The sequence below is a fragment of the Phyllobacterium chamaecytisi genome (genome assembly GCF_020164455.1).
Taxonomy (GTDB): Bacteria; Pseudomonadota; Alphaproteobacteria; order Rhizobiales; family Rhizobiaceae; genus Phyllobacterium; species Phyllobacterium chamaecytisi.
On record NZ_JAIQWW010000009.1, the window covers coordinates 82,418 to 105,143 of the forward strand.

Below are 22,726 nucleotides of genomic sequence, written 5' to 3' on the forward strand. Positions count from 1 at the left end.
ACGGCTCTCATATTTTGAGACGTTAAAATTTGTTGTGGTTGAACTAAAGCTTTATTATCGTCATCCCGAATTGGTGTCTCACTTTGTGAGAATTACCCAGATGAGAGTAGGAGAAGACGCTGCGGCAACCCGATGACCAACGAAGTCGATCGGCTTACCGGGCGTTTTCGAGCATGAACTTAAACAGCAACTCTATCTGACCATCGAGCATGTGCGTCCCATCGCGGGTAAAGCAGCCGATTTCTGCAGCTTGTTCCAGAAATCGTGTGGGCACGGGATCGGTTATGACATCAGCCGCAATCATGTTGGCAGAAAGCTGCGAGGTGTCGACTGGCAGGGGGTCAGTTGCTCCCATTCCTGCCGATGTGGCGTTTAGGACAATATCGCAGTCCTTTGGGACTGTCGTCGATACCGATACCTTGCCGGGATAAACGCCATTCAGTTTTTCGAAAAGCGTTTGCTGGTTCGCTTGGTTGATATCATGGAAAGTGAGGTGACGAGCACCTTCCTCAAGCATCGAGACCGCGATGGATGATCCAGCGCCGCCGGCTCCGACCATGAAAACACTCTTTCCCGTGATAGGATACCCGGCTTTCAAAATGCCGGCGATCAGTCCTGCCCCATCAAAATTATCTCCAAACCAGCTGCCATCCTTTTCACGACGCATCGCGTTGATTGCGCCGAGAACCTTGGCGCGATCTGACAAGCGGTCGCAATGGGACGAAGCCTCGAATTTGTGCGGTAGCGTGATAAGAATGCTGTCGACGTTCGGCATGGTCTTTAGCACCGGCAATGCGCTGGCAAGATTGCCCTTTTCGATATGCAAGGGGACCAGCATGCCGTCGTAACTGGCCTTTCGCATTCGCTCGGTAAGCCAGCCAGGCGCGAGAACCTGGGCGATCGGCGAGCCAATCAGGAAGTGAACGCGGGTTTTCCCGGTGATCGTCGTCTCATCCATTGTAGCATTCTTTCTAGGCCAACGTGTAGGCCGTCTTGACGACGGTGAAGAACTCGCTCGCATACTTGCCCTGCTCAGGCGGACCGACGGAGGATGCCTTGCGACCGCCGAACGGCACGTGGAAATCGACCCCGGCCGTTGGCAGGTTGACCATGACCATGCCGGCTTCCGAATTGCGTTTGAAGTGCGTTGCATGCTTCAGGCTTGTGGTGGCAATCCCCGATGACAGGCCGAATGGCGTATCGTTGGCAACGGCGAGCGCTTCATCGTAGTCTTTGACGCGAATGACTGACGCGACGGGTCCGAAAATCTCTTCGCGGCTGATGCGCATATCGTTTGTGGCTTCGGTAAACAGTGCTGGTTGGAGGTAAAAACCGGGCGTCTTGCGCTTCAACAGATTACCGCCGAAGGCGAGCTTTGCTCCCTCTCCTTTGCCGATCTCGATGTAATCGGTGTCCTGCTTAAGCTGTTTTTCGTCGACAACCGGCCCGATATGCGTTTCCTTGTGAAGCGCGTTATCGACATTCACCTTGGACAGGCGCTCGGTCAGGGCAGCAACGAACTTGTCGTGAATGCCTTGGGTGACGATCATACGCGACGACGCGGTGCAACGCTGACCCGTGGAGAAGAAGCCGGAATTGGCTGCTGCTTCGACGGCAACACCGAGATCGGCGTCATCTAGGACGACAAACGGGTTCTTCCCGCCCATTTCCAACTGGAACTTGCGGTTGAACGGCAGCGAGGACGCAGCAACACGCTGGCCTGTGCCGGTCGAGCCGGTGAAGGTGATGCCCGCGAGATCCCGGCTGTCGAGCATGGCCTGACCGACGACTGAACCGCGACCCATGACAAGATTGAGAACACCCTTGGGCAGACCTGCACGGTGCAGGATGTCGACGATGGCCCAGGCGCAAGCCGGTACGAGGTCGGCCGGTTTGAAAACAATGGTGTTGCCGTAGCACAGTGCAGGCGCGATCTTCCAGGCAGGAATAGCAATCGGGAAGTTCCATGGCGTGATAATTCCGATGACGCCGAGCGGTTCACCGGTGATCTCGACGCCAATGTCCGGGCGGGCCGAGGGGAGCACTTCTCCAGCCAGGCGCAGCGCTTCACCGGCGAAGAAATCGAAAATCTGCGCCGCCCTGATGGTTTCACCGATGGCTTCTGGCAGTACCTTGCCTTCTTCGCGAGCGAGAAGCGCACCGAGTTCATCTTTTCGAGCGAGGATCTCGTCAGAGGTCGTCCTCAAAATCGAATGCCGCTCCAGGATGCCGGAGCGCGACCATGCGGGAAACGCGGCCTCGGCGGCAGCGATCGCCTGCCCGGCATCCTCGGCGCTTCCTTGCCCATACATTCCTACGATGTCATTCGTGTCGGACGGGCTGACGTTCTTGGAAGCCTCCCTACCAACCCATTCGCCGGCGATGAGATTCTGATGCGTGGTCATTTCTCTTCAATCCCGTTCTATCGCCATTGAACACGGCGGAAAGGAAGGACTTCAATGTCCTTCCAAACGCCATCGACCTTGTAGATTTCGCTGTCGATATAAGCTTGAAGCGCAACGCGATCCGGAAACTCGCATAGCACAACCGAGCCAATCATCTTGCCGTCGTCATCGATAAGGGCGCCACCATCAATGATCGACCCTTCCGCCTTCATGGCATAAATCCGTTCCATGTGCCTCTCGCGTGCCGCAAGACGCTTCGCCAGCGTACCCGCAGCGGGATCGTCGCGGGCGATCAGAGTGAACTGCATCGCAAACTCCTATTCGACTTTGGGCGCAGCCGACGGTGGCGCAAGGGCATAACCCCGCGCCTCGTAGTCGAACTCGTGGAGCCTGTTGACCGGCTCGGCCTTGTTCACCGGCGATGCGTAATATGCGCGGATCTCGACGATCCGCGTAATGTCCTCGTTTAAGATGTACCACTCGTCACCGCGCAGCACTTCGCCGATAGCGGTCTTCCAGTGGGTCCACTCGATCACGGCTTCGCGGCCATCCTGAGAGGTCAACACCTTTTCGATGGTCCAGCGCGACCCCATGTTCTTCACACACCAGACCCAACCATCAGCAATCGCCTTGGCGCCCCGCCAAGGCGCGCCGGGGAGACCTGGCGGAAAATAATGGACGCCATCTTTCGTGAAGCTGTCGACCAGACCTTGATGATCAGCGTCGTTGCAAGCTTGGAAATACCGCCGAATAAGCGCTTCGGCCTTGGCCGCAGGTGTTAACTCCGACATAGCTTACTCCGCTGCGTTCTGGCGAGCGCGCCAATCGGCATATTCTTTCAGGGTTTCTTCGTTCGGAGGATAAGTGCCCCAGAGCGGCGCACCGGCATCGATCTTGGTGAACAGGAATTTTTCCCGCATTTCCTGCTCATAGGAATCATTCGCCAGTTCCTCGGCAATCGAGCGAGGGATAACCACGACACCATCGCTGTCTCCGACCACGATATCGCCTGGATAGACGGCGACCCCTGCGCAGCCGATCGGCAGTTGCATGTCGATGGCGCGGTGATAGGCGGGACGTGTTGATGCGGTGTTTGCCGTGCAATAGGCCGGAAACGGCATTTTCGAGATTTCCGTACCGTCGCGGAAAGCACCATCGGTAATCGCGGCCGTAACGCCTTTTCGCATCATTCGCGTCATTAGCATGTTGCCAGCGGACGCAGCCCGAGGATCGTTGCGGCTGTCGATTACCAGCACCTGACCGGCTTCGATCATCTCGACGGCCTCCCATTGCATGTTGTCCTCGCCGCGCTTCTTCAAGTCACCGAGGTCCCAGTCCTTGTCTTCCCGCGAGGGTATGAAACGCAAGGTAAACGCCTCACCGGCAAAGGAACCAGCATTGGGGTTGAGCGGCGATAGTCCGACGAGGAACTGCTGACGGTAGTTGCGTTTGAAGAGCTGTGTGGTGAGCGTTGCCGTAGAACATGCCTTCAGCTTGTCTAATGTCTCGGTGGAGATTTTGGTCATAGAGGCGTCTTTCTAGGTGTTTTCAGAAAAGTGGTGTCAGGAGGCAGCCGCAACTGCTTCGTCGACCATGTCGAACATCGAATATTTCGGCGCGAAGCCGAGGATCGAGCGGGCCTTCACACTGCTGCCATGCGTCTTGCCGAGTTCGACCGGTATCTTCGCCTCGACAAACCGGCGACCGGTCTTCTCCGCCAGATAGGGAATGAATTGGCCCAGGCTGACAGCAGAAACGGGCGCCAGGTTGAAAGTCTCTCCGATAGCTTCAGGCTTGTCGAAGATCAGCAGCAGGCCCTGCACGATGTCACGCACATCGACCAACTCCTGGGTATGCGCAATGCCATTGGCGTCGACCGGCAATAACAATGGTTCGTCTGGACTCACCAACGGCTCCAGGATCGACAGGATCCGCGTGAGTTCGGAGTTCGAGGTAGCGCCAGCATGATGCGTGCTGCTTGCTTTCAGGCTGCGCACGCGGCTGTTCACATAGAAAGCCGGGCCGGCATACTCGCCATTGGGATCGATGAGTTCACGGGCCGCCTCCGTGTGCGAGAACACCGCGGTGCTGATATCAAGTTTCTTCTCGGACCGGTGGTAAAACCTCACCATATCCTCGCCGAGAACCTTGGTCATGCCATAGAATGTGTATGGTTCCTTCGGGTGGTTTTCATCGGTTGGACGGTAACGCGCAAACCGGGTCGGGTAGACCTGATCGCTTGAGGCGAAAACCATGCGAATATGCTGCTTTTGGGACTCCATCGCAGCAGCGCGCAGAACATTGTACGTCCCGACGACATTTACGTCCCAAAGGAGGTCCCTCGCAGTCGGCTGGAACGAGATGACCGCAGCCATGTGGAAAATGGCTTCTACACCCTCCAAGGCCTTAGCCACGTGGTCATAATCAGCAAGGCTACCTGTGTGGCAGACGACACCTGCCGCCTCGGTGGCTGCCTTATTCGGATCGTTTGGAATGGCAATCGTTCGTACGTTGTGGCCACGCTCCTTCAGAGCAGCCGACAACACGCCCCCTACCCGACCGGTGGCGCCGGATACGAAAATTTCCATGACTTTATCCCTGCAGTGGTGCCGCGCGGATCACATCGTGAGATCAACCCGGCGCGGATTACGATTCAAATCCTCGCTCCGAAAACTCTTGTTCCGGCAAGAATACTTTATCGCCAAACACAGTGGCAGTTAAAGTATTCTTTCCAAGCCACGCAAGTTTCGTCTCACATATTGAGACTTATAGACTGGCGGCGTATCTTGCCATAACATCCGGGTTCGGTGTGAAGCCGATGCCAAAATCATCGCCCGCGCTGAGCAACCCGTTGACTGGCTGCGGTGTATCCGCCAGCCAAGCCTCGGGCTCAACAAAAAGATACTCAACCAAGGTGCGCGGTGACGTCAGCGGTAGCATTGCCAGCGTCGCAAAATATCCAGGGCCAAAATAGGGTGTGTGCGGCATGGCGATCTTGCCTGCCTGCGCGCAGGATTTTAACACGCTGATGAATTCCGAAATTCCGCCCACCTTTGTCACGCTCGGCTGCGGATATGTTACAGACTGGATCACGCGCTCGAAGTCGAACACCGTTGAGGCATTCTCACCGGCTCCGGTCGCGATGCCCTGACCTTCGATCCTTGCAAGCCCTGTATAGTCATCTGGCGGGAATATCGGCTCTTCGACCCACAGAACATCACACTCCACAAAGATTTTGCGAAGAGCGATCGTCTCTTCGACCGACCATGTGCAATTCGCGTCAACCATCAAGGGCACATCCGGTCCGACGACTTCGCGAGCTCGGCGAATGACGTCTGGTGCGATCTCATGAAGCTTGACGTGCCTGTAGCCGAGATCCAACGCCTTCTGACATTGCACTGCGACAAGATCGGCGTTGCCGTATCGAACAAGGCTCGCGTAGGCCCGACGCTGGACGGCCACGTCGGCGCCCAACAGCATCCAAAGTGGCTTTCGGGCGCGCCGCGCGGCCAGATCCCAAAGAGCGATATCAACACCCGAAAGCGCAAAAAGTGTGATGCCATAACGTCCAAAAAGGTGAAGCTTTTTCTGGATGTCGATGTTCCATGCGGGAATATCGCTGATACTTTGCCCCACGACAAATGGTGCTATCATTCGATCAACTGCAGACTTTACTGCTTCAAGGCAGAAGTAAGCGAACGCCTCGCCCCAACCGACGTTGCCTTCGTCGTCCTCCACACGGACCAGCACCATATCGAAGACATGCCATCGACTTGGCGTCCCACCGGTTCCAGCCCCCCCATCGACAAAGGGTATACGCACCGGAAGGGTCTGCAGCGATATGATTTTTGGCAGTTCGGCATGCGGATTTGCCTCGAGCATCGGGACCTCTTAAAGTTTTCCAAGAGTATCAGGCAGTCCGCGCTCGCCAACATCGATCGACAGCAACTGCCCGGAAAGCGGCGCGTTAGTCAGGCTGTCGCGCGACAGACCGCTTCGCGCACTGGTGACAAAAACTTCAGAAAGGTTGGCTCCGCCGAATGCAATCCCCGTTGGATTTGCAACGGGAAGCGCGATGGTTCGCTCGATCTCGCCATTTTCATTGAGCTTGATGATGCTCCATCCGTCGGAGAGCCCAACCCAGGGATTGAGCTCTTCGTCGATCGCCAGCCCGCTGGGCGACCCTGCGACTTTTGGTATATCGGCAAACTTGCGTTTACGCCCGCTCGGGATCTCCACCAGATATATGCTCTGACGCACTGCCTGCGCAACCATCAGCCCCAATTCACCGGCAAAAGCAATGTCGCTGACATCACCCGCCAGATCGAAAACAGGCTCAAGACCGTTCTCCCGGGACCAGGGGCCAATCTTGCTGCTATTTGCTTCGGCATCAAAACCCGCCGCCCAGATATGCCCATTGCGGTTGGCGCGCAGCGCTCGGATTGACAGGTTTGCCACTCCGGCGAACCGTTGACGAAGGCCATTGCGATCGCCGGCCAGGAGGTCACAGCCAGCCGCGCAGAGAAAGCCGCTCTCCGTCAGACAAAGCGAATTGATCCTCTCCGATAGGGCGTGCAACGAGGCAAAATCCTCGATATTGCCCCCCACCCTGATCGAAGGCGCGAGAAGGTCCGCCCAGAAAATCGACTGCGTCCTCACATCCCACCGCGGTGCTGATCCGATAAAGGCCGGGTTGCGGCTCCAGACCTTACAGTCACCAGAATACTGAGCCGATGTTCTTAGCGACGGTGCGAGCTGGCTCGAAATCCGCTTTGCGGCCTCTGCCAACTCCTTGCCCAACTGCTCCGCACGTTCCGGATGCATGCGGAACGTCGGTCCTGCGACACTGATCGCAGCAATCGGCTTGCCATCCGGATCAAGGATGGCGGCGCCGACACAACGTGTTCCAAGAACGATTTCCTCGTCGTCCATGGCATAACCTCGTGCCCGGACGATCGCCAGATGTGCTCTCAGCTGTTCGACGTCCGTGATCGTATTATCGGTAAAAGCGGTGAGTCCCGACGTCAGGACGTGCTCAAGCTGAGCTTCCGACAGATGTGAGAGAATTGCCTTGCCCTGGCTTGTGCAATGCATCGGCTTCAAGGCGCCGAGTTTTGCATTGGATCGTTTGTCATGCGCGCTTTCGAAACGTCCCAGCGCAAGTACATGGCTTCCTTCCTGTACGGCCAGGTAAGAAGTTTCGCCGGTCAGATCGCGCAGCCGCCTCAGTTCCACCGACGCAATGGAAGCCAGATCCGAAGAAGACCAAGCGTTTTGGGCAAGTTCCAGGAAGCTGAACCCGAGCGTGTAGTTTTGGCTAAGCAGGTCCTGCCTGAGCAGGCCGCGCGATATCAGGGCTGCAAGGATCCTATACAAAGTAGCCCGCGGGATTCCTGTTTTCTCTGCCAGCTGTGCCTGACCAAGAAGCCCCGGAGAGTGCCCGATGATTTCGAGTATATCGCATGCCTTGCCGATCAGGGCTGTTCCTGCGACATTTTTCGGCGATATCAAATCTGAAGACCACTGTAATTCATTCATCAGCATGCCTCGCTTTTAAGCTCAATATGTAAGTCATTCCACACGAGGGATCGCAAAAGCGCTCCGCTATCAAGCAGAATGTCCACATATTGAGATTTTGCAAATGTGATGGCGTGAACGTGCCAATTGTATCGGGACCTACAGGGTCACAGTGATTTTGATTTCACCTGCCAGAGTATCTCCAGGCTGCAGGAAGCGAGCTCCGGTGCTGCTCTTATCGGCATCTAAGTTCCAGGCATTAGTGATGTGAGTCACCGGTTCCACGCAGATGTGGGCGATGTCTCCGCGATGCACTACAAGATAATCCAGGGGCGCCGACGCGGTCATGGTCACCCGAACGCCGTCGGCGCACCTAATGGTCGCCTGGGTCCAGCTGTCCAGATAGCTAGTTGGCTGCCGTTCCAGCGCCTCGCGTTCCGTGATCACATTACGGTTGCCAACTGGTAGATAGTCATGCGCATGGGGCCAGTGAAACGCAGCATCCGTGTCAGCCGGGCGAGTGGAAGCAAAATACGGATGCCATCCGAAGCCTGCGGGCATCGACTTGGTATCCCGGTTAGACAAAGATATTCGTAATGTAAGGACGTTGTCCTTAACCAAAAATTCTTGCGATGCGTGAAAGTGCCATGGCCAATCCGAATCGGCATCATAATTTATCCCCATGGCAAACCTGTTTGTCTCGTGCCTTAGGACACGCCATGGTCGACTATGACTGGGCCCATGCAAGGTATTCGGTTTGGCCGCGGGATGCGCCTGAAGGGGTATGGCTCGTCCGTCGACGTTGATCGAGGCATCGGCGAGCCGGTTATGGTAGGGTATCAGTGGGTAGGCTCCGGCGCGTGGCCAATGCAAGACATCGAACCGGTGCGGATCCAAAGGCACAACGATATCGATGCTATCGCCGTACGTCAAACCGAGAAGCCGCCCTCCCATCTCTGGTGAGAAAGTCGATCGGAGATCATGCGACAATATAGAATAGGATTGTCCGCTGTCTAAGCACCGGGTCATCTTCGTACCCCAAAATCGTACCACGCCAACCAATTCGGGCATGAATCTGGTTCAAACTAGCGATGCAAAATTCCGGATCAATAAGATTGACAACGCGCTGCCCACTATGTGAGAGGCGCGAGGCCGGCCACCCTAATAAGATGCTATGGGGCGAGCGGCGAAGGTGTGGCACCTTTGGCGCTGTCGAAACGACCACCGAAGGAGCGCCCCATGTCGCAATCTTTTGACGCAAGCAAATCCCTCGTCGCCCTTGATCAGGATAGCACGGTCATTGTCGTAATCGAGATGAGTCAATCCAATTGGCTCGTGGCCGCGGTTGTACCCGGCCTCGAACGCCAGCCTCTGAAGAAGCTCACTGCCGACGCGGAGGCGCTGCTGAAGCTGTTGCATCGGTGGCGCGACGAAGCCGGCCAGGCCGGGCACACGATCAAGCGCATCGCCGTCGCCTACGAGGCCGGACGCGACGGCTTCTGGTTGGCGCGCTGGCTGCGGGCCCGCGATATCGAAGCCTACGTCATCCATCCGTCGAGCGTGGCCGTGTCGCGTGAACACCGGCGTGCGAAGACCGACCGCCTCGACACCGAGCTGCTGATGCGCGCTTTCCTTGGCTGGCTGCGCGGAGAAAAACGCCACTGCAACATGGCGGCCATTCCAACCATCGAAGAAGAAGACGCCAAGCGGCCAAACCGCGAGCGGGAAAAGCTGGTGGGCGATCGCACGCGCATCGTCAATCGCATGCGAGCGACGCTCGCGCCTGGGAATTCGCGGGTTCAATCCGACGTTACGCAAAGCAGAGCAGAAGCTTGCCGTACTGCGGACGGCGGAAGGAGCTCCTCTTCCTGAAAACACCCAGGCCGAGTTCCGCCGTGACATGGCGCGTCTGCGTCTGGTGCGTGAACAGATCAAGGCCATCGAGCAGGAACGGCTGGGCAAGCTGGAGGCGGCCGCAGCTGGTGAGAATGGACCTCACGCGATGGTTCGCCTGATCGCCAGTGTCATCGGCGTTGGCATCGAGACCGCGGACATGCTCGTCAACGAGATTCTGTCCCGCCAGCTTCGCGATCGAAAGGCGGTCGCGCGCTATGCCGGCCTCACCGGCTCTCCGGACGAGAGCGGGGCACGCCGGCGCGAGCGGGGTCTCTCACGAGCCGGCAATGCCCGGGTGCGGCGCGGCATGATCCAGCTGGCCTGGCGCTTTCTCCGCTTCCAGCAGGACAGCGCCCTGGCGCAATGGTTCCAGAAGCGGACCGAGGATGGTCGCGGCGGCACACGCAAGACCATGATCGTGGCGCTGGCGCGCCGTCTGCTCATCGCGCTCTGGCGCATGGCCACCATGGGCGAGATCCCGCAGGGCGTCGCATTGCGTGCGGCTGCATAGAAAAGAAGGAGAAGACCAACCTATCGGGGCCTGATGCGCCAACTGCGCCGGGCTCCCAACGATCCGAGGTGGTGGCGTACCGGCGCTGTACATGGGCTTTGCACCGTGATTAAGAATGGTCCCGCCGCCCCGGAGCCTTGCTCGCGATGCGCATTACTGCATCATGGCTGGGTCTGAGCACCCGCCGCATACAAGTACGCGAGAGCATTGTCTCGCCACTCGCAGGCTCCCCTCGGTATCATCGTGAATCGCCCAGCCCTCAAATCGAAAAGGATGAAACTAGATGCAAAAAGATCGTTGACAAACACACTCCCCATACAAGTACAGCCCGACGGTTCTTGCGATGCAACAAATCCTGTCAAAACGTGCCCAGCACATTCTCCTCGAATCCACGCTCCGATTCGATAATCGGTCCCAAAGGGCACATCGACATCCAATCCTTCTCTCAATTGGCGAGTCTTTTCAGCCACGGCCCGCTCACCTAGCAGCCGAACGCCGACTACCCTCGGCCACGCGACTTTCTTTGCACCACCGCACGAAATCCGTAGTTTCTTGAAGAAAAGCCCCCCGCCCCGAGAAGGACGACGGGTCGATAAACTGAAGAAAGACTCCCTGTGCACCGCGCTGCTTTGGTGTAAATCGACCGTGTCCCGACAGCGCCAGTGCAAAAGCTTCCACCATGATGCCGAAACCGAAGCCCTTGTAGCCGAAGTCTTCGCCGCCAAGCGGCATGATCGTGCCCGGCGGACCCTCAGGCAGCGCCGCTGGATCGTTGGTCGGCCACCCCTTTTTAGCGACGATCCAATTACCGGGCCGCGGCTTCGATTTATCTGCCGATCGAACCTGTGCATTTGACACGAGAGATGTGTGCTGATCGATCAGGATCGGATTGCCGAGTGTCGGGATACCGGCAGCGACTGGGTTTGATGCCAACATTGGGTCGCATCCCCCAAAGGGAGCAACCGAAGCGACGCCAGGATCCGTCACCATCATGAGCGTCAAGTAGCCACGCCTCGCCGCTGGCTTCGGCCATGAAAAGCGACCGGAGCTGCTGTAGCCTTGCGTCACGTTCTCGCCCGCCAGATTGTGGGCGATCTCGTTGCGGACCGAGGGTAGGGAGCAAACCTTACCGCTGCCCTGCTGCTCCTCTTGGCTATTGCTCACAGATCGGACGAAAGCGGAATTTCCAGGGTGAACTACAACGATTTGGAAAACGCGACTTCGAAGTCGGGCCAAAATATCAGCGGTATTAAAGTCCTCGTTCAACTTTCTATAATTAAACGGGTCTTCCTCAATCTGTGTGGTGTTTGCGAACCAGCTGGCTCAGCCGGGATCTGGCAGCACATTAACAACCTTGGCCGTTCCAAATCCGCTACGATTGCCCTTAGCTAGAGCCCTTGGGCCAGTTCCGGTCATCTATAGCCCCCAACCCGAGTAGTCTCCTAGTACCGAGCGTGGTGACACGGCGCTTCAGCTATGCGGAATCGTGTGGTCGCTGACTGGAATGTTAGGACGCTTCATCAAGCGTTCTTCCACTGCGGTGAGCAAAAAGCTCAATGAATTCAGCAACCCCGACATGTCCGGCTTGCATGGGGAGAAATGATTTCGGGCAGTTGATCAGACCAAGCACCACACAGATTGAGGAAGACCCCAGTTAAGTGCAAATGCGACAGAGTTCTCAGCACCTATGACGAAGACGGGCTCTCTTCAAGAAAAGAGACCCCGAGCGGTTCAGCGAGAACACTGTCCGCTCCTGCGAACGGTTGCGTGAGGAATTGCAGAGAACGCGGAAAAGAGGCCATGCGTTCGACGACGAGGAACGCACCTGGGGAATGCGATGTGTTGCGGCGCCGATCCTCAATGCGCGCGGAGGGGCCGTGGCAGGCATCTCCGACGCTGACGTGCACCAGATCGGGGAACGTGTAAGCGCGTGGCAAGCATAGTACCCCGCCGCATTGGCGCCCCATGATATTCAAGCGGGCAGTTTTTCAAACCGACAATTCGGGCTTTTCAGCCAGAGGCTGTGGCATGGGCCCGCCTGTTGCCCAATCGAGAAGTTCCACTGTGTGAACCACCGGTATGCCGGTTGCCGATCCGATTTGCATCATACAGCCAATATTTCCGGCGCTGATCACCTGTGGCTGCGTCGCCTCAAGTGTCGCGACCTTGCGCGTCTTGAGCTCGGCCGATACTGCCGGCTGCAGCAGATTATAAGTGCCGGCCGATCCGCAGCAGATGTGGCTGTCACGGGGCTCAACCACCTGGAACCCGGCAGCTTTGAGCAGATCCTTTGGAGCCGAGCGGATCTGCTGGCCATGCTGCAAAGAACAAGCCGCATGATAGGCGACACGCAGCGGCTCGGCGTGCGAAGCGTCCCTCAACCCTATATCGGCGATCATCTCGGAAATGTCCTTCGCGAGAGCTGCAACGCGGCCGGCGTTGGCGGCCAGTGGGTCGTTGCGAAACATGTGAGCATAGTCTTTAACGGTTGTCCCGCAGCCAGAAGTATTGATGACTACTGCATCAAGCCCCTTGCCATCAAGCTCTGCGACGATCGCACGGATGTTGGCAGCGGCCATCGCATGGCTGTCATCAGTCTTACCCATATGATGGGTCAGCGCGCCGCAGCAACCAATTCCCTCCGGAATGACTACCTCGCAGCCATGCCGTCTTAACAATCTGATAGTCGCATCATTGATGTCGGTGTTGAGAGCGCGTTGTGCGCAGCCCGTGAGAAGAGCAACGCGTTTGATCCGCTGTCCCTCAGCAAGAAACCATTGCGGACGATCATTCCTGCTCGCGGGTGGTATGCGGTCCGGGACCATTTCCAGCATCGCCCGGAGCCGAGCATCCGGAACAAATTTCCTGAACGAGCGGACGAGCTTGGCCCCTAAGAGCGCAAAGCGAAACCGATCGGGATAGGGCAGAATCTTCGAGAGGAGCCACCTAAGTGCTCTTTCGTCCCATCGGCGCTTGTAGTTCCGCTCGATGTAGGCGCGAGCGTGATCGACAAGGTGCATGTAGTGAACGCCGGACGGACAGGTCGTCATGCAGCTGAGGCAACTCAGGCACCGGTCGATGTGCATCACCGTCTTTTCATCCGGTTTTCTGTTGTTCTCCAACATGTCCTTGATCAGGTAGATGCGTCCGCGGGGACTATCGAGTTCGTCGCCGAGCACTTTGTATGTCGGACATGTGGCCGTGCAGAAACCGCAGTGGACGCAGGATCGCAAGATCTCGTTAGATCGCTTGGTAGCTGGGTCGGCAAGTTGTGCTTCGCTAAACTTCGTCTGCATTTCAATTGCCCATAAGACCAGGATTGAAGATCCCGGCGGGATCGAATGTTTTGCGCAGTGCTGCCGATATCTGGGCCACAGCACTGTTTTCGGCTGGGAAGAGGTCAGCGGCAGGCAGCGAGCCACATCGCAACAGTATCGCCCGGCCCGCTCCCACCGCTCTACGAACGGCCACGCTTGGAGCCGCTCCAGAAAACCAGACCAGACCCCCGCCCCAGTCTACGGAAGCCTCTCCACCGAGTTGATCTAGCGCCTCCATCACGTCCGGCGCGTCAGTCGGTTTGACCAATATCCGCCAGATTGCATGTTCCGAAGCTGCGAGATGCTTTACGTTGCGTAGGTCGCGCCACACGCTCCGGCTGGCGGCATGGGCGACGACATCGATTTCCCGATCAAAGAGCAGCTCCTTGAGCCGGCCCACGCGATAGTCGACCTGTGCCTCGAAACCTTCGACCCTCAACCATGCGGTGCCCGCGTGGAAGGCAGCTCCGGAGACTTCGAACGAAGTAGCAAGCGCGGCGACAAAGACTTCAAGCGCCTCACGAGGAGTGACGCCGGCGATTCTCAGGCTCTTTTCTGTTTCCGCTAGAGGCAGCGTCTTCAACGCCACCTCTGTCAGAACGCCCAGAGTGCCATAGCTGCCGCAAAGGAGCTTGCCGAGGTCGAGCCCAGTGACATTTTTCATCACGCGGCCGCCGTTCTTGATTGTTCGGCCACGACCATCGACGAATCTGACACCGAGAAGGTGATCCCTGCACGCTCCGGCCTGGATCCGACGTGGCCCCGAGACATTGGCGGATACCATTCCGCCGACCGTCGGTGTTCCTATCGAACCGAGAATCTCCCTGTGGTCCATTGGTTCGAATGCCAGGGTCTGCCCTTCTTCCGCAAGGACATCTTCCACCTCCTGCAAGGGAGTGCCCGCGCGCGCGATCAGCGTCAACGCGCCCGGCTCATAGGTTACGATGCCGGACATATTGCGGGTCGTAACCATGTGCTCCGCTTCGACGGACCCCGGCTGAACCCGCGTCCCGCCCCCGGCAATGCACATCGGTGTTGCTCGTGCATGGCTTTCGCCAACGAAAGCTGCGAGCTCGGCTTCGTCTGCCGGACTCACGGGGTAAGGCAGGGCCTTGATTGCTGACTCGTCGATGCTCATCAGCCCCTCACCGCCTTGTCCCTGTATGGCTTACTTGCTTCGAGGGGAAAAACCTTAGTCGAATTGAGCAGCCAGTCTGGATCAAAGACGCTCTTGATTTCCATTTGGATCGCCAGATCATCAGCTGAATATTGCTTGGTCATCAGATCGCGCTTCTCGATCCCCACTCCATGCTCTCCGGTGAGACATCCTCCAACGTCGACGCAGAGCCGGAGGATATCGGCTCCAAAGGCTTCGGCCCGCTCCAGTTCGCCGGGCGCATTGGCATTGAACAGAATCAGAGGATGCATATTGCCGTCGCCGGCGTGGAAGACATTGGCAACCTCCAGGCCGTAATCCTTGGAAAGCTCGCCGATGCGCTTCAGCGTGGAAGGAAGCTTCGAGACGGGAACGGTTCCATCGAGGCACAGATAATCGCCGAGCCTTCCCATCGCGCCAAAGGCCGACTTGCGGCCTTTCCAGATGGCAAGGGATTCATCCGCGTTGCGGCTGGTGCGAAACTCCACGGGTTTGAGCTCTTCGGCGACCTGGCGAATTCGCTCGATCTGGTAAAGGACTTCATCCTCGGAGCCCTCCACTTCGACAATCAGAACGGCTGCGCATTTTGGATATCCGGCGTTCGCAAAAGCGTCGACGGCGCGAAGACAGACGTCGTCCATGTATTCGATTGCGACTGGCAGCAGCCCGGACCGGATGATGCGCGCTACGCACTCGCCAGCCGTCTCGGCGCTGTCAAACCCAATTAGTATCGGACGCGCGCCTTCCGGTTTCGGAAGAATGCGCAAGGTCGCCTCGGTAACGATTCCAAGCTGCCCCTCAGAACCGCACAGCACGCCAAGAATGTCGAGACCTCCGCTTCCTAACAAAGGGCCACCGAGATCGACGACCTCCCCACTGGCCATGACCATCCGGAGACCCATTAGGTTGTTTGTGGTCACACCATATTTGAGGCAGTGCGCGCCGCCGGAATTCATCGCGATATTCCCGGCGATGGTGCACGCGAGCTGAGAGGAGGGATCCGGTGCATAGAAAAACCCTGATGCCTCCAGTTCCGCGCTTACCGACAGATTAGTGACGCCTGTCTGGACGCGAACAAAGCGGTTGGCTGTGTCGATCTCCAGAATGTCGCGCAAGCGCATAATGCCGATAACCACGCTGTCGGCCGTCGGCAATGCGCCGCCCGCAAGCGATGTGCCAGCGCCTCTCGGGATCACCGGCACACCCATTTCATGGCAAACCTTCATAGCCGCTGAGACCTCTTCCGTGTTCCGCGGCAACACCACGGCAAGCGGCGGACAACGATACGCGGCCAATGCATCACACTCGTAAGCGCGTGTTTCCTGAGGGTCCGAGATGACGGCCTCGGCGGAGACCACAGCTGTTAGACGCTCGATAATTTGTGATGCTCTGGCAAGAATACCAAGGTCCGGCTCTGGCATGGCTATCGTCGGCATTGGAATCTCTTCCTCAAGGTAAATTCAACAATAAGGGGCGCCGCCGACCAATCGCTCCTCGACATCGTTAGACCCCTCTCGCTGATATGAGGCCTCGTGGGCGAAATTTGACGAACACAATAGCCAATACGAATACAAGGACGTCGGCAATCACTGGTGACATCACCCAGAGCAGTGCGGCGCTAAGCGTGCCAATCACGCTCGCGCCGGCAAGCGGGCCTGCGAACGATCCGACGCCGCCCACCGTGACGGCGACGAAGCCTTGAATGAGAAAACGGATGCCTAGATCCGAGAATAGCGAGAACACCGGCACGATCAGAGCGCCAGCGAGACCGGCCAGCGCAGCTCCAAATGCAAAGGTGATGCTGTAAATGGTATGGCTCGATATGCCTGAGGCACGCGCGAGTGATGGCTTCTCTAAAGAAGCGCATATGCGCAGTCCAAACGAGGTGCGCGCGAGCAGAACATAGCAAGCAGCCATTACAAGCAAGTGACGATGACGATCCCGCAACGCCAGACAGTTACTGCGGTCTCCGAAACATGAGGCGTCATTGAGATCTCCATCCAGGTGACGGAAGGCGACAGCAGCAAACTGCCGCCTTCTTCGCTCAGAGGCCGGCGCGGATTTCTTCAGCCAGCGCCTTCAGCGTGGTCTCCACGTCGGCGCCGTTGACCATCTTCTGCATGGCGACCGCCCAGGCATTCACCGCCTCGCTGAACCCTACGCGCGGGGTGAACTGTTGCTTTGCCCGGTCCTGGGTCGCCTTGAAGCTTTCGACATAATTGTTGAACTCGGGCTTGGCTGCATAAGCAAGCCAGGTTTTGTCATCCCACGTCGACCTGCGAGCTGGATTCCCAAGCTTTCCAGCGACGGCGCCATTTAGATCCACCTGCTTTGACGTCGCCCACTCTATAAACAGCCAGGCCGCGTCCTTCTTCTGGGATGCCGCATTCATTGCCAGCGACCAAGTCCAAATGTTGGATTCGAAGTTCTTCGCGTTCGGAGCGTGGAGCGGCGGAGCAAAGGCGATCTTTCCGGATGCAGGCTTGCCAGCGACATCGCTCCAGAAGCCAAACATATTCGAATCGATCGCCATGGCCGTGCGGCCGGACGAAATGCCATCGACAACCTGGTACCAATTGTCGTTAGCAAAGGATGGCGCGGCGCACTTCTTGATCATGTCCACGTAGTCTTTGTGGAAAGTGATGGATTCTGGGGAATCAAGTCCAGTGTCGAGCTCGCCATTTTTCACGAAGAAGTCTTGCACGCCGTAGGATTTCGCGATCGAAATGGGCGCGGTATGGATGCTGCTCCAAAAGCGGACCCCGCGGACGCCGAGCGGGGTGATCTTGGGATCGGCGGCCTTTAAGGTATCACACGCCTTGCCCATCTCTTGGGGCGTCGTCGGTACTGCGACATTGTACTTGTCAAGGATGTCCTTGCGGTAGAGAAGCTGGATATTCTCGAACGCGTTTGGAATTGCCCAAACCTGCCCGTTGTCATCAGGCTTGATCTGGCCATCCTGGATGCTCCATGTCAGAGCGTAACGGAGAGCGGGGAAGAAGTCGTCATAGTCGTAGTCGGACGCCGTAAGTTTCGGATCTTCCAGGTATTTGTTCAACGGCTCCAGAGCGCCGCCCGGCGCAAGATCCCATGCCGGCTGTATACCCGTGCCGACGACGTCCCACGCAGGCGATTTAGTCGTCAGCTGTATGGTCAGCTTGCTCCAATAGGTATCGTCGGGATAGAGTTCCGGAACAACCTTGATGCCCGTCAACTTCTCAAATTCCGGTAGCTGAGCAGCAATCGCGTCAGCATATGGATGGATGTCATAGGCCCAGGTGATTGACGTTCCTTCGAACTGACGCCAGTTCACGTTTTCAGCGGCGGCAGATGTTGCTATGCCTGTAGTTGCGAGCAATGCAGATCCTAGTACAATGCCCTTTGCAGTGCGCGCGGTGTTGCTGCAAAGGACGCTCAGTGAATTGTACATTCTTTCCTCCCTCGGCATTCAGCCAGATTGACATGGCTCACCTCTCCGTTCCCAGGTTTGCCATCTGAAGGAATACGCAGGGAGAGCAGGAAATAGCTAAGAAAGCCTGGAGGAATTTGGGTAAAATTGAGTAAGCTTGCCGGCACGTCTCTACTTTTGCAGGGAACCCTTTGACGATATCCGGCAGAAAGCATCGGCGCATGGCAACAGCAATTAAACGATGTTAGCCACAATGGGCCGCTGCCGTACTCAGCAAACCCTAATCGCAGCCGAAATTAAAGTTCAATGACAGTGGACCTGCAACGATCTCAGAAGGAACAGTGACCCTGGTTGCGTGGTTGTGGGGATGCAGCAGACCCTTGACAGTACCCCGCAATTAATGGCCGAGTGAAATCACGAGAGCGAACTCTCTAGTCAGAATGGTCCTTCTATTGTTTCCCGATTAAAACCAAAAATTTAGACAATCACGCTGTCCCGTACTTTAATTTGGAATGGCAATGTAGTGGCATCGGGTGCGTGTTCCTGCAGACCAAATCGGTGAAGTAGAACATCGATCGCTCGGCGCGCCTGGATCTCCAAATTTTCCTCAATAGCAATGGTCATTGTCCCATCCCTGAGCATAGTGGAGGTTTCACCGATGAGATCGTGACCAACAAAAGCGATGTTGCTTCTTCCATTTAATGCTTCGACCACCAGGCTATTTGACGCTCCCGCATTATAAACAGCGGCGATGTGGTTGGTTTCAATCAATCTGTGACGCAACGATATGCGTGCTCTCACCTCATCCTCGCCTGCTTCTATGACTTCCGTGAGTGAAGCGTCTGGCCGATACTCCATAAGAGCCTCCCTGAAACCGCCGATTCGCTCAGAGTCGCCTCGATACTTCAGACTGTGGCACAGAACGACGCAACAACCTGCTGGCGGAATCATATGAGATAACAGAAATGCTGCCGCCCTGCCCGCTCGGTGATGATTTATACCAACATATGCCAACCTTGGGGCGGTCGGAAGGTCTGACATAATGGCAACAACCGGAACACCGGCTGAGGTAACTGTCGCTATCGCCTCAAGGATAGCATCGTCTTCCTGCCCACACACGATAATAGCATCGCTTCTAGTTGTCGCAATTGCCTTTGCCAGCCGATTAGGTTTGGCGTGGTCTACGAACGTTCTTTGGATGATTACACTGTGGTTGACCAAAGGAATTAATTTTTCGAAAAATTCGTTCAGTTTTGCGAACAGCGGAACTTCTCGACGTCCCAGCAGCACCTCAAATCTGAGGTTGGTACGATAAACACTAGGAAGGCTTCTCACCCACCCCAGCTGTCGAGCAGCATCAATGACCTTTTTGGCCGTTGCAGGTGCGACACCACCGCGCTCGTTGAGCACGCGATCAACCGTTGCAAGACCAACCCTCGCCAGGCTCGCGACTTCATCTAGCTTTACCTTCATCCTGCAGGGCTGCCATGATATAGGCTCGTAGCGATCGACGGATCGCGAACCTGAAGGAATACCGAGGGAACAGGTACTATTTAAGAAAAGCCTGGATGGATTTGGGTAAAATTGAGTAAGACTTGCCTGCATAAATCAGCTTTTACAGGACCCTATTTTGCGAGCCCAATGAATCCGGACTGGAATGGGCTTTTTATAGGAATGGCGTCCTGTAAATCATCGGCATCTATATAGTTGCATCGAATATCCAGACAGCATCATATAAGGTCAGGCGACAACGGCTTAAAACGAGACTCTTATGAAAAAGAAAATTGTGATTGTCGGGGCCGGCCATGCAGGCGGACGCGTCGCGCAAATACTTGCTGCGTCTGATCATGATCTTGACATCACTCTCATCGGACGAGAGTCCGTTCCACCGTACAACAGACCGCCCTTGTCAAAAGGTGTACTTCTCGGCAAAAGCCAACTCGAGGATTGCTTGCTTTGGAGACCGGAAGACACGGCTTGGGACAAAGTCAGATTTCTGTCCGGCACCGCTGCAAAATCCATTCAGATCGAGAGTAGAACGTTGCTCCTCGATGATGGGACAAAAATATCCTATGATTCGCTGGTTCTCGCGACGGGATCTCGCGTTCGCCATTTGACGGTTCCGGGCTCGGAAGCTGAGGGCGTACATGTCCTGCGAACATTCAAAGATGCGGTCAAAATCTCAAGGTATTTCAAGACGAGCAAGCGACTGGTGATAGTTGGCGGTGGGTTCATCGGCCTAGAAATTGCCGCTGCCGCATCCAGCATTGGGTTAAAGACGGTTGTGGTTGAGGCAACGGAGAGACTCCTTTCCCGAATTGCGCCAAGAAAAATTGGTGATGCTCTTTTAAGCCGGCATCAGAGACAGGGTGTAGAATTCCGTTTCAGCTCTATGGTCGAACGATTCCTACTGAGTTCTTCCGGCAAGCTCAAAGGCGTTCTTCTTTCGTCCGGCGAATACATTCGGACCAATCTCGCGGTCATGGGTGTCGGTGTTTCCGCAGAAGGCGCGTTGGCGAAGTCTGCGGGCCTCGAGGTCGACGTCGGCATACGCACGGGACAATCTTTGGAAACCGCCGTGAACGGTATTTTTGCTTGCGGAGACTGTGCTTCCTTTTGGCATCCGCTATTCGAACGGCACATCCGAGTCGAAGCTTGGCAAAATGCTGAAGATCACGCGCGCGTTGTCGCGAGCAACATCCTGGGGGAAGAAGCTGCATGCAACGCAGTTCCCTTCTTCTGGTCAGATCAATATGAGCTTTCGATGCAGATTGTTGGCTTGCCCCACCTTGCATCATCGGCGATTGCAAAGCATCTTGGCGCCTCCACTCTTCTCTACCATGTTGATGCGCTTGGGAGACTTGTGGGAACGACTGGCTTGGGCGATTCAGGTGATATCGGGAAGCATATTCGAGCAGCGCGACATGCAATCGCTGCTCGTGCCCACCCAAGATTTTCTGCACTTCAAGACGGCGTCGCTGAAGACATATTTCTTTAGATCGTTTCACCCAATTTGCACAAACACAGTTCCGTTCTCGACTTTAGCTGAGTAAGTTTTCAGTCGATTGCACGCAGGTGGATTCAGTGCTTCACCCGTGCGAAAGTCGAAGCAGCCGGCGTGGCGTGGACACTCCACCGTCGTCCCCATCACAAAGCCATCGGAAATATGGGCATATTCATGTGTGCAAATATCGTCGGTAACGAAGACCCTATCGTCCGCCGTTCGAAATACGGCGAAGCTCTTTGAGCCATGATCCCAGCGCTTGACATCTTCCTTTGGTAGTTCGTTGAGTTTGCAGGCCGCTACCCATGTTGCTGTATCAGTCATTTCCACGCCTCATTTTGACAGTCCATAGTTGCTGTTCGGCCTCAGTAAACCACGACGCTGCGGATCGATTCTCCCGAATGCATCAGTTCGAAGCCCTTGTTGATGTCATCGAGCGGCATCGTGTGGGTGATCATCGGATCGATCTCGATCTTACCCTCCATGTACCAGTCCACGATCTTCGGCACATCGCTGCGGCCGCGGGCGCCGCCGAAGGCCGTCCCCATCCAGGAGCGGCCCGTCACCAGCTGGAACGGACGAGTCGAGATTTCCTGGCCGGCGCCGGCCACGCCGATGATGACCGACTTGCCCCAGCCGCGATGCGAGGCTTCCAGCGCCTGGCGCATGACCTTGGTGTTACCTGTGCAGTCGAACGTATAGTCGGCGCCGCCGATTAGGTCGCCGTTGCGCTTCGTCAGATTGATGAGATAGGGGACGATGTCCTCGCCGACTTCCTTCGGGTTGACGAAGTGGGTCATGCCGAACTTCTCGCCCCACTCCTTTCGGTCGGGATTGATATCGACACCGATGATCAGGTCGGCGCCGGCTAGGCGAAGGCCTTGCAGAACGTTGAGGCCAATGCCGCCGAGGCCGAAGACGATGGCAGTCGAACCAATCTCGACTTTAGCTGTGTTGATGACGGCACCGATGCCCGTCGTCACACCGCAGCCTATGTAGCAGATTTTGTCGAAGGGTGCATCGGGATTGACCTTGGCGAGCGCGATCTCCGGCACGACCGTGAAGTTCGAGAAAGTCGAGCAGCCCATATAGTGGTGGATCTTGTCCTTGCCGATCGAAAAGCGCGAAGTGCCGTCCGGCATCAGTCCCTGACCCTGGGTTGCGCGGATCGAGGTGCAGAGGTTGGTCTTGCGCGACAGGCAGGAATAGCACTCGCGGCATTCCGGCGTGTAGAGCGGAATGACATGGTCACCCTTCTTGACCGAGGTCACGCCCGGGCCGACATCGACCACGACGCCGGCGCCCTCATGGCCGAGAATCGCCGGGAAAATGCCTTCCGGGTCGGCACCGGAAAGGGTGAAATCGTCGGTGTGGCAGATGCCGGTCGCCTTGACCTCGACCAACACCTCGCCGGCCTTCGGGCCTTCGAGTTGCACTGTCAAGATCTCAAGCGGTTTTCCGGCCTGAACAGCTACAGCGGCGCGTACGTCCATTTATTTTCCTATCTACTA

The 22,726-nt window shown here is 56.6% G+C and carries 18 protein-coding genes and 3 pseudogenes; 3 read left to right on the forward strand and 18 right to left on the reverse strand.

Features of this window, described 5'->3' with window-relative positions; translation table 11 throughout:
- Nucleotides 1–154: 154 nt before the first annotated feature.
- The 9 genes from LB462_RS15555 to LB462_RS15595 all read right to left on the reverse strand — a co-directional run bounded on the left by LB462_RS15555 (nucleotide 155) and on the right by LB462_RS15595 (nucleotide 8,993).
- Nucleotides 155–958: a shikimate dehydrogenase family protein gene (locus tag LB462_RS15555; protein WP_224509562.1), complete on the reverse strand. Its 804-nt coding sequence runs from the start codon at nucleotides 956–958 to the stop codon at nucleotides 155–157.
- Nucleotides 959–971: 13 nt separating this feature from the next.
- Nucleotides 972–2,405 (reverse strand): aldehyde dehydrogenase family protein, encoded by a 1,434-nt coding sequence (locus LB462_RS15560; protein WP_224509565.1) that lies wholly within the window; start codon nucleotides 2,403–2,405, stop codon nucleotides 972–974.
- A gap of 17 nt (nucleotides 2,406–2,422) precedes the next feature.
- Nucleotides 2,423–2,713: a YciI family protein gene (locus tag LB462_RS15565; protein WP_224509567.1), complete on the reverse strand. Its 291-nt coding sequence runs from the start codon at nucleotides 2,711–2,713 to the stop codon at nucleotides 2,423–2,425.
- A 9-nt stretch (nucleotides 2,714–2,722) separates the two neighbouring features.
- Nucleotides 2,723–3,196: a nuclear transport factor 2 family protein gene (locus tag LB462_RS15570; protein WP_224509571.1), complete on the reverse strand. Its 474-nt coding sequence runs from the start codon at nucleotides 3,194–3,196 to the stop codon at nucleotides 2,723–2,725.
- 3 nt (nucleotides 3,197–3,199) lie between these two features.
- Nucleotides 3,200–3,931, reverse strand: a complete 732-nt coding sequence (locus tag LB462_RS15575) for an RraA family protein (protein WP_224509574.1) — start codon at nucleotides 3,929–3,931, stop codon at nucleotides 3,200–3,202.
- A gap of 36 nt (nucleotides 3,932–3,967) precedes the next feature.
- Entirely contained in the window at nucleotides 3,968–4,993 is a 1,026-nt protein-coding gene (locus tag LB462_RS15580) for an NAD-dependent epimerase/dehydratase family protein (RefSeq protein WP_224509576.1), read from the reverse strand.
- 178 nt (nucleotides 4,994–5,171) lie between these two features.
- The gene (locus LB462_RS15585; protein WP_224509579.1) at nucleotides 5,172–6,287 is read right to left on the reverse strand and encodes a mandelate racemase/muconate lactonizing enzyme family protein; all 1,116 of its coding nucleotides are present in this window, start codon (nucleotides 6,285–6,287) and stop codon (nucleotides 5,172–5,174) included.
- Between the two features lie 9 nt (nucleotides 6,288–6,296).
- Nucleotides 6,297–7,943, reverse strand: coding sequence for an IclR family transcriptional regulator domain-containing protein (locus LB462_RS15590; protein WP_224509581.1), 1,647 nt, complete (start codon nucleotides 7,941–7,943; stop codon nucleotides 6,297–6,299).
- Between the two features lie 138 nt (nucleotides 7,944–8,081).
- Nucleotides 8,082–8,993: an aldose epimerase family protein gene (locus LB462_RS15595; RefSeq protein WP_370637184.1), complete on the reverse strand. Its 912-nt coding sequence runs from the start codon at nucleotides 8,991–8,993 to the stop codon at nucleotides 8,082–8,084.
- Between the two features lie 168 nt (nucleotides 8,994–9,161).
- Here LB462_RS15595 and LB462_RS31795 point away from each other — a divergent pair.
- A pseudogene (locus LB462_RS31795) lies at nucleotides 9,162–10,329 on the forward strand (IS110 family RNA-guided transposase).
- Nucleotides 10,330–10,806: 477 nt separating this feature from the next.
- Here LB462_RS31795 and LB462_RS15610 read toward each other — a convergent pair.
- On the reverse strand, nucleotides 10,807–11,493 hold the full coding sequence (locus LB462_RS15610; protein ID WP_370637186.1) for an Ldh family oxidoreductase: 687 nt from the start codon (nucleotides 11,491–11,493) through the stop codon (nucleotides 10,807–10,809).
- 593 nt (nucleotides 11,494–12,086) lie between these two features.
- Between LB462_RS15610 and LB462_RS15615 the strand changes: the two are divergent.
- Nucleotides 12,087–12,272 (forward strand): annotated as a pseudogene (locus LB462_RS15615) (IclR family transcriptional regulator domain-containing protein); the annotation flags it as partial.
- Between the two features lie 45 nt (nucleotides 12,273–12,317).
- On the opposite strand, the gene glcF reads toward LB462_RS15615, so the two are convergent.
- From glcF to LB462_RS15645, 6 genes and pseudogenes are all read right to left on the reverse strand, one after another.
- Nucleotides 12,318–13,625 (reverse strand): glycolate oxidase subunit GlcF, encoded by a 1,308-nt coding sequence (glcF, locus tag LB462_RS15620; RefSeq protein ID WP_224509589.1) that lies wholly within the window; start codon nucleotides 13,623–13,625, stop codon nucleotides 12,318–12,320.
- Between the two features lies 1 nt (nucleotide 13,626).
- Nucleotides 13,627–14,784 carry an FAD-binding protein gene (locus tag LB462_RS15625; RefSeq protein ID WP_224509592.1) on the reverse strand — a complete coding sequence of 386 codons (1,158 nt, stop codon included), beginning with the start codon at nucleotides 14,782–14,784 and terminating at the stop codon, nucleotides 13,627–13,629.
- Nucleotides 14,784–16,238, reverse strand: coding sequence for an FAD-binding oxidoreductase (locus tag LB462_RS15630; RefSeq protein WP_224509596.1), 1,455 nt, complete (start codon nucleotides 16,236–16,238; stop codon nucleotides 14,784–14,786). The genes LB462_RS15625 and LB462_RS15630 overlap by 1 nt, the downstream gene beginning before the upstream one ends.
- 67 nt (nucleotides 16,239–16,305) lie before the next feature.
- Nucleotides 16,306–16,733, reverse strand: a pseudogene (locus LB462_RS15635) (ABC transporter permease subunit); the annotation flags it as partial.
- Between the two features lie 113 nt (nucleotides 16,734–16,846).
- Nucleotides 16,847–18,232 (reverse strand): ABC transporter substrate-binding protein, encoded by a 1,386-nt coding sequence (locus LB462_RS15640; protein WP_224509599.1) that lies wholly within the window; start codon nucleotides 18,230–18,232, stop codon nucleotides 16,847–16,849.
- Nucleotides 18,233–18,688: 456 nt separating this feature from the next.
- The gene (locus tag LB462_RS15645; protein ID WP_224509601.1) at nucleotides 18,689–19,684 is read right to left on the reverse strand and encodes a LacI family DNA-binding transcriptional regulator; all 996 of its coding nucleotides are present in this window, start codon (nucleotides 19,682–19,684) and stop codon (nucleotides 18,689–18,691) included.
- Between the two features lie 298 nt (nucleotides 19,685–19,982).
- On the opposite strand from LB462_RS15645, the gene LB462_RS15650 reads away from it, so the two are divergent.
- Nucleotides 19,983–21,209, forward strand: coding sequence for an NAD(P)/FAD-dependent oxidoreductase (locus LB462_RS15650; protein ID WP_224509604.1), 1,227 nt, complete (start codon nucleotides 19,983–19,985; stop codon nucleotides 21,207–21,209).
- A gap of 6 nt (nucleotides 21,210–21,215) precedes the next feature.
- On the opposite strand, the gene LB462_RS15655 is transcribed toward LB462_RS15650, so the two are convergent.
- Both LB462_RS15655 and LB462_RS15660 read right to left on the reverse strand, forming a co-directional pair.
- Nucleotides 21,216–21,539 carry a MocE family 2Fe-2S type ferredoxin gene (locus LB462_RS15655; protein ID WP_224509607.1) on the reverse strand — a complete coding sequence of 108 codons (324 nt, stop codon included), beginning with the start codon at nucleotides 21,537–21,539 and terminating at the stop codon, nucleotides 21,216–21,218.
- 41 nt (nucleotides 21,540–21,580) lie between these two features.
- Complete coding sequence (locus tag LB462_RS15660) at nucleotides 21,581–22,708, reverse strand: S-(hydroxymethyl)glutathione dehydrogenase/class III alcohol dehydrogenase (RefSeq protein ID WP_224509610.1); 1,128 nt, start codon at nucleotides 22,706–22,708, stop codon at nucleotides 21,581–21,583.
- Nucleotides 22,709–22,726: the final 18 nt, after the last annotated feature.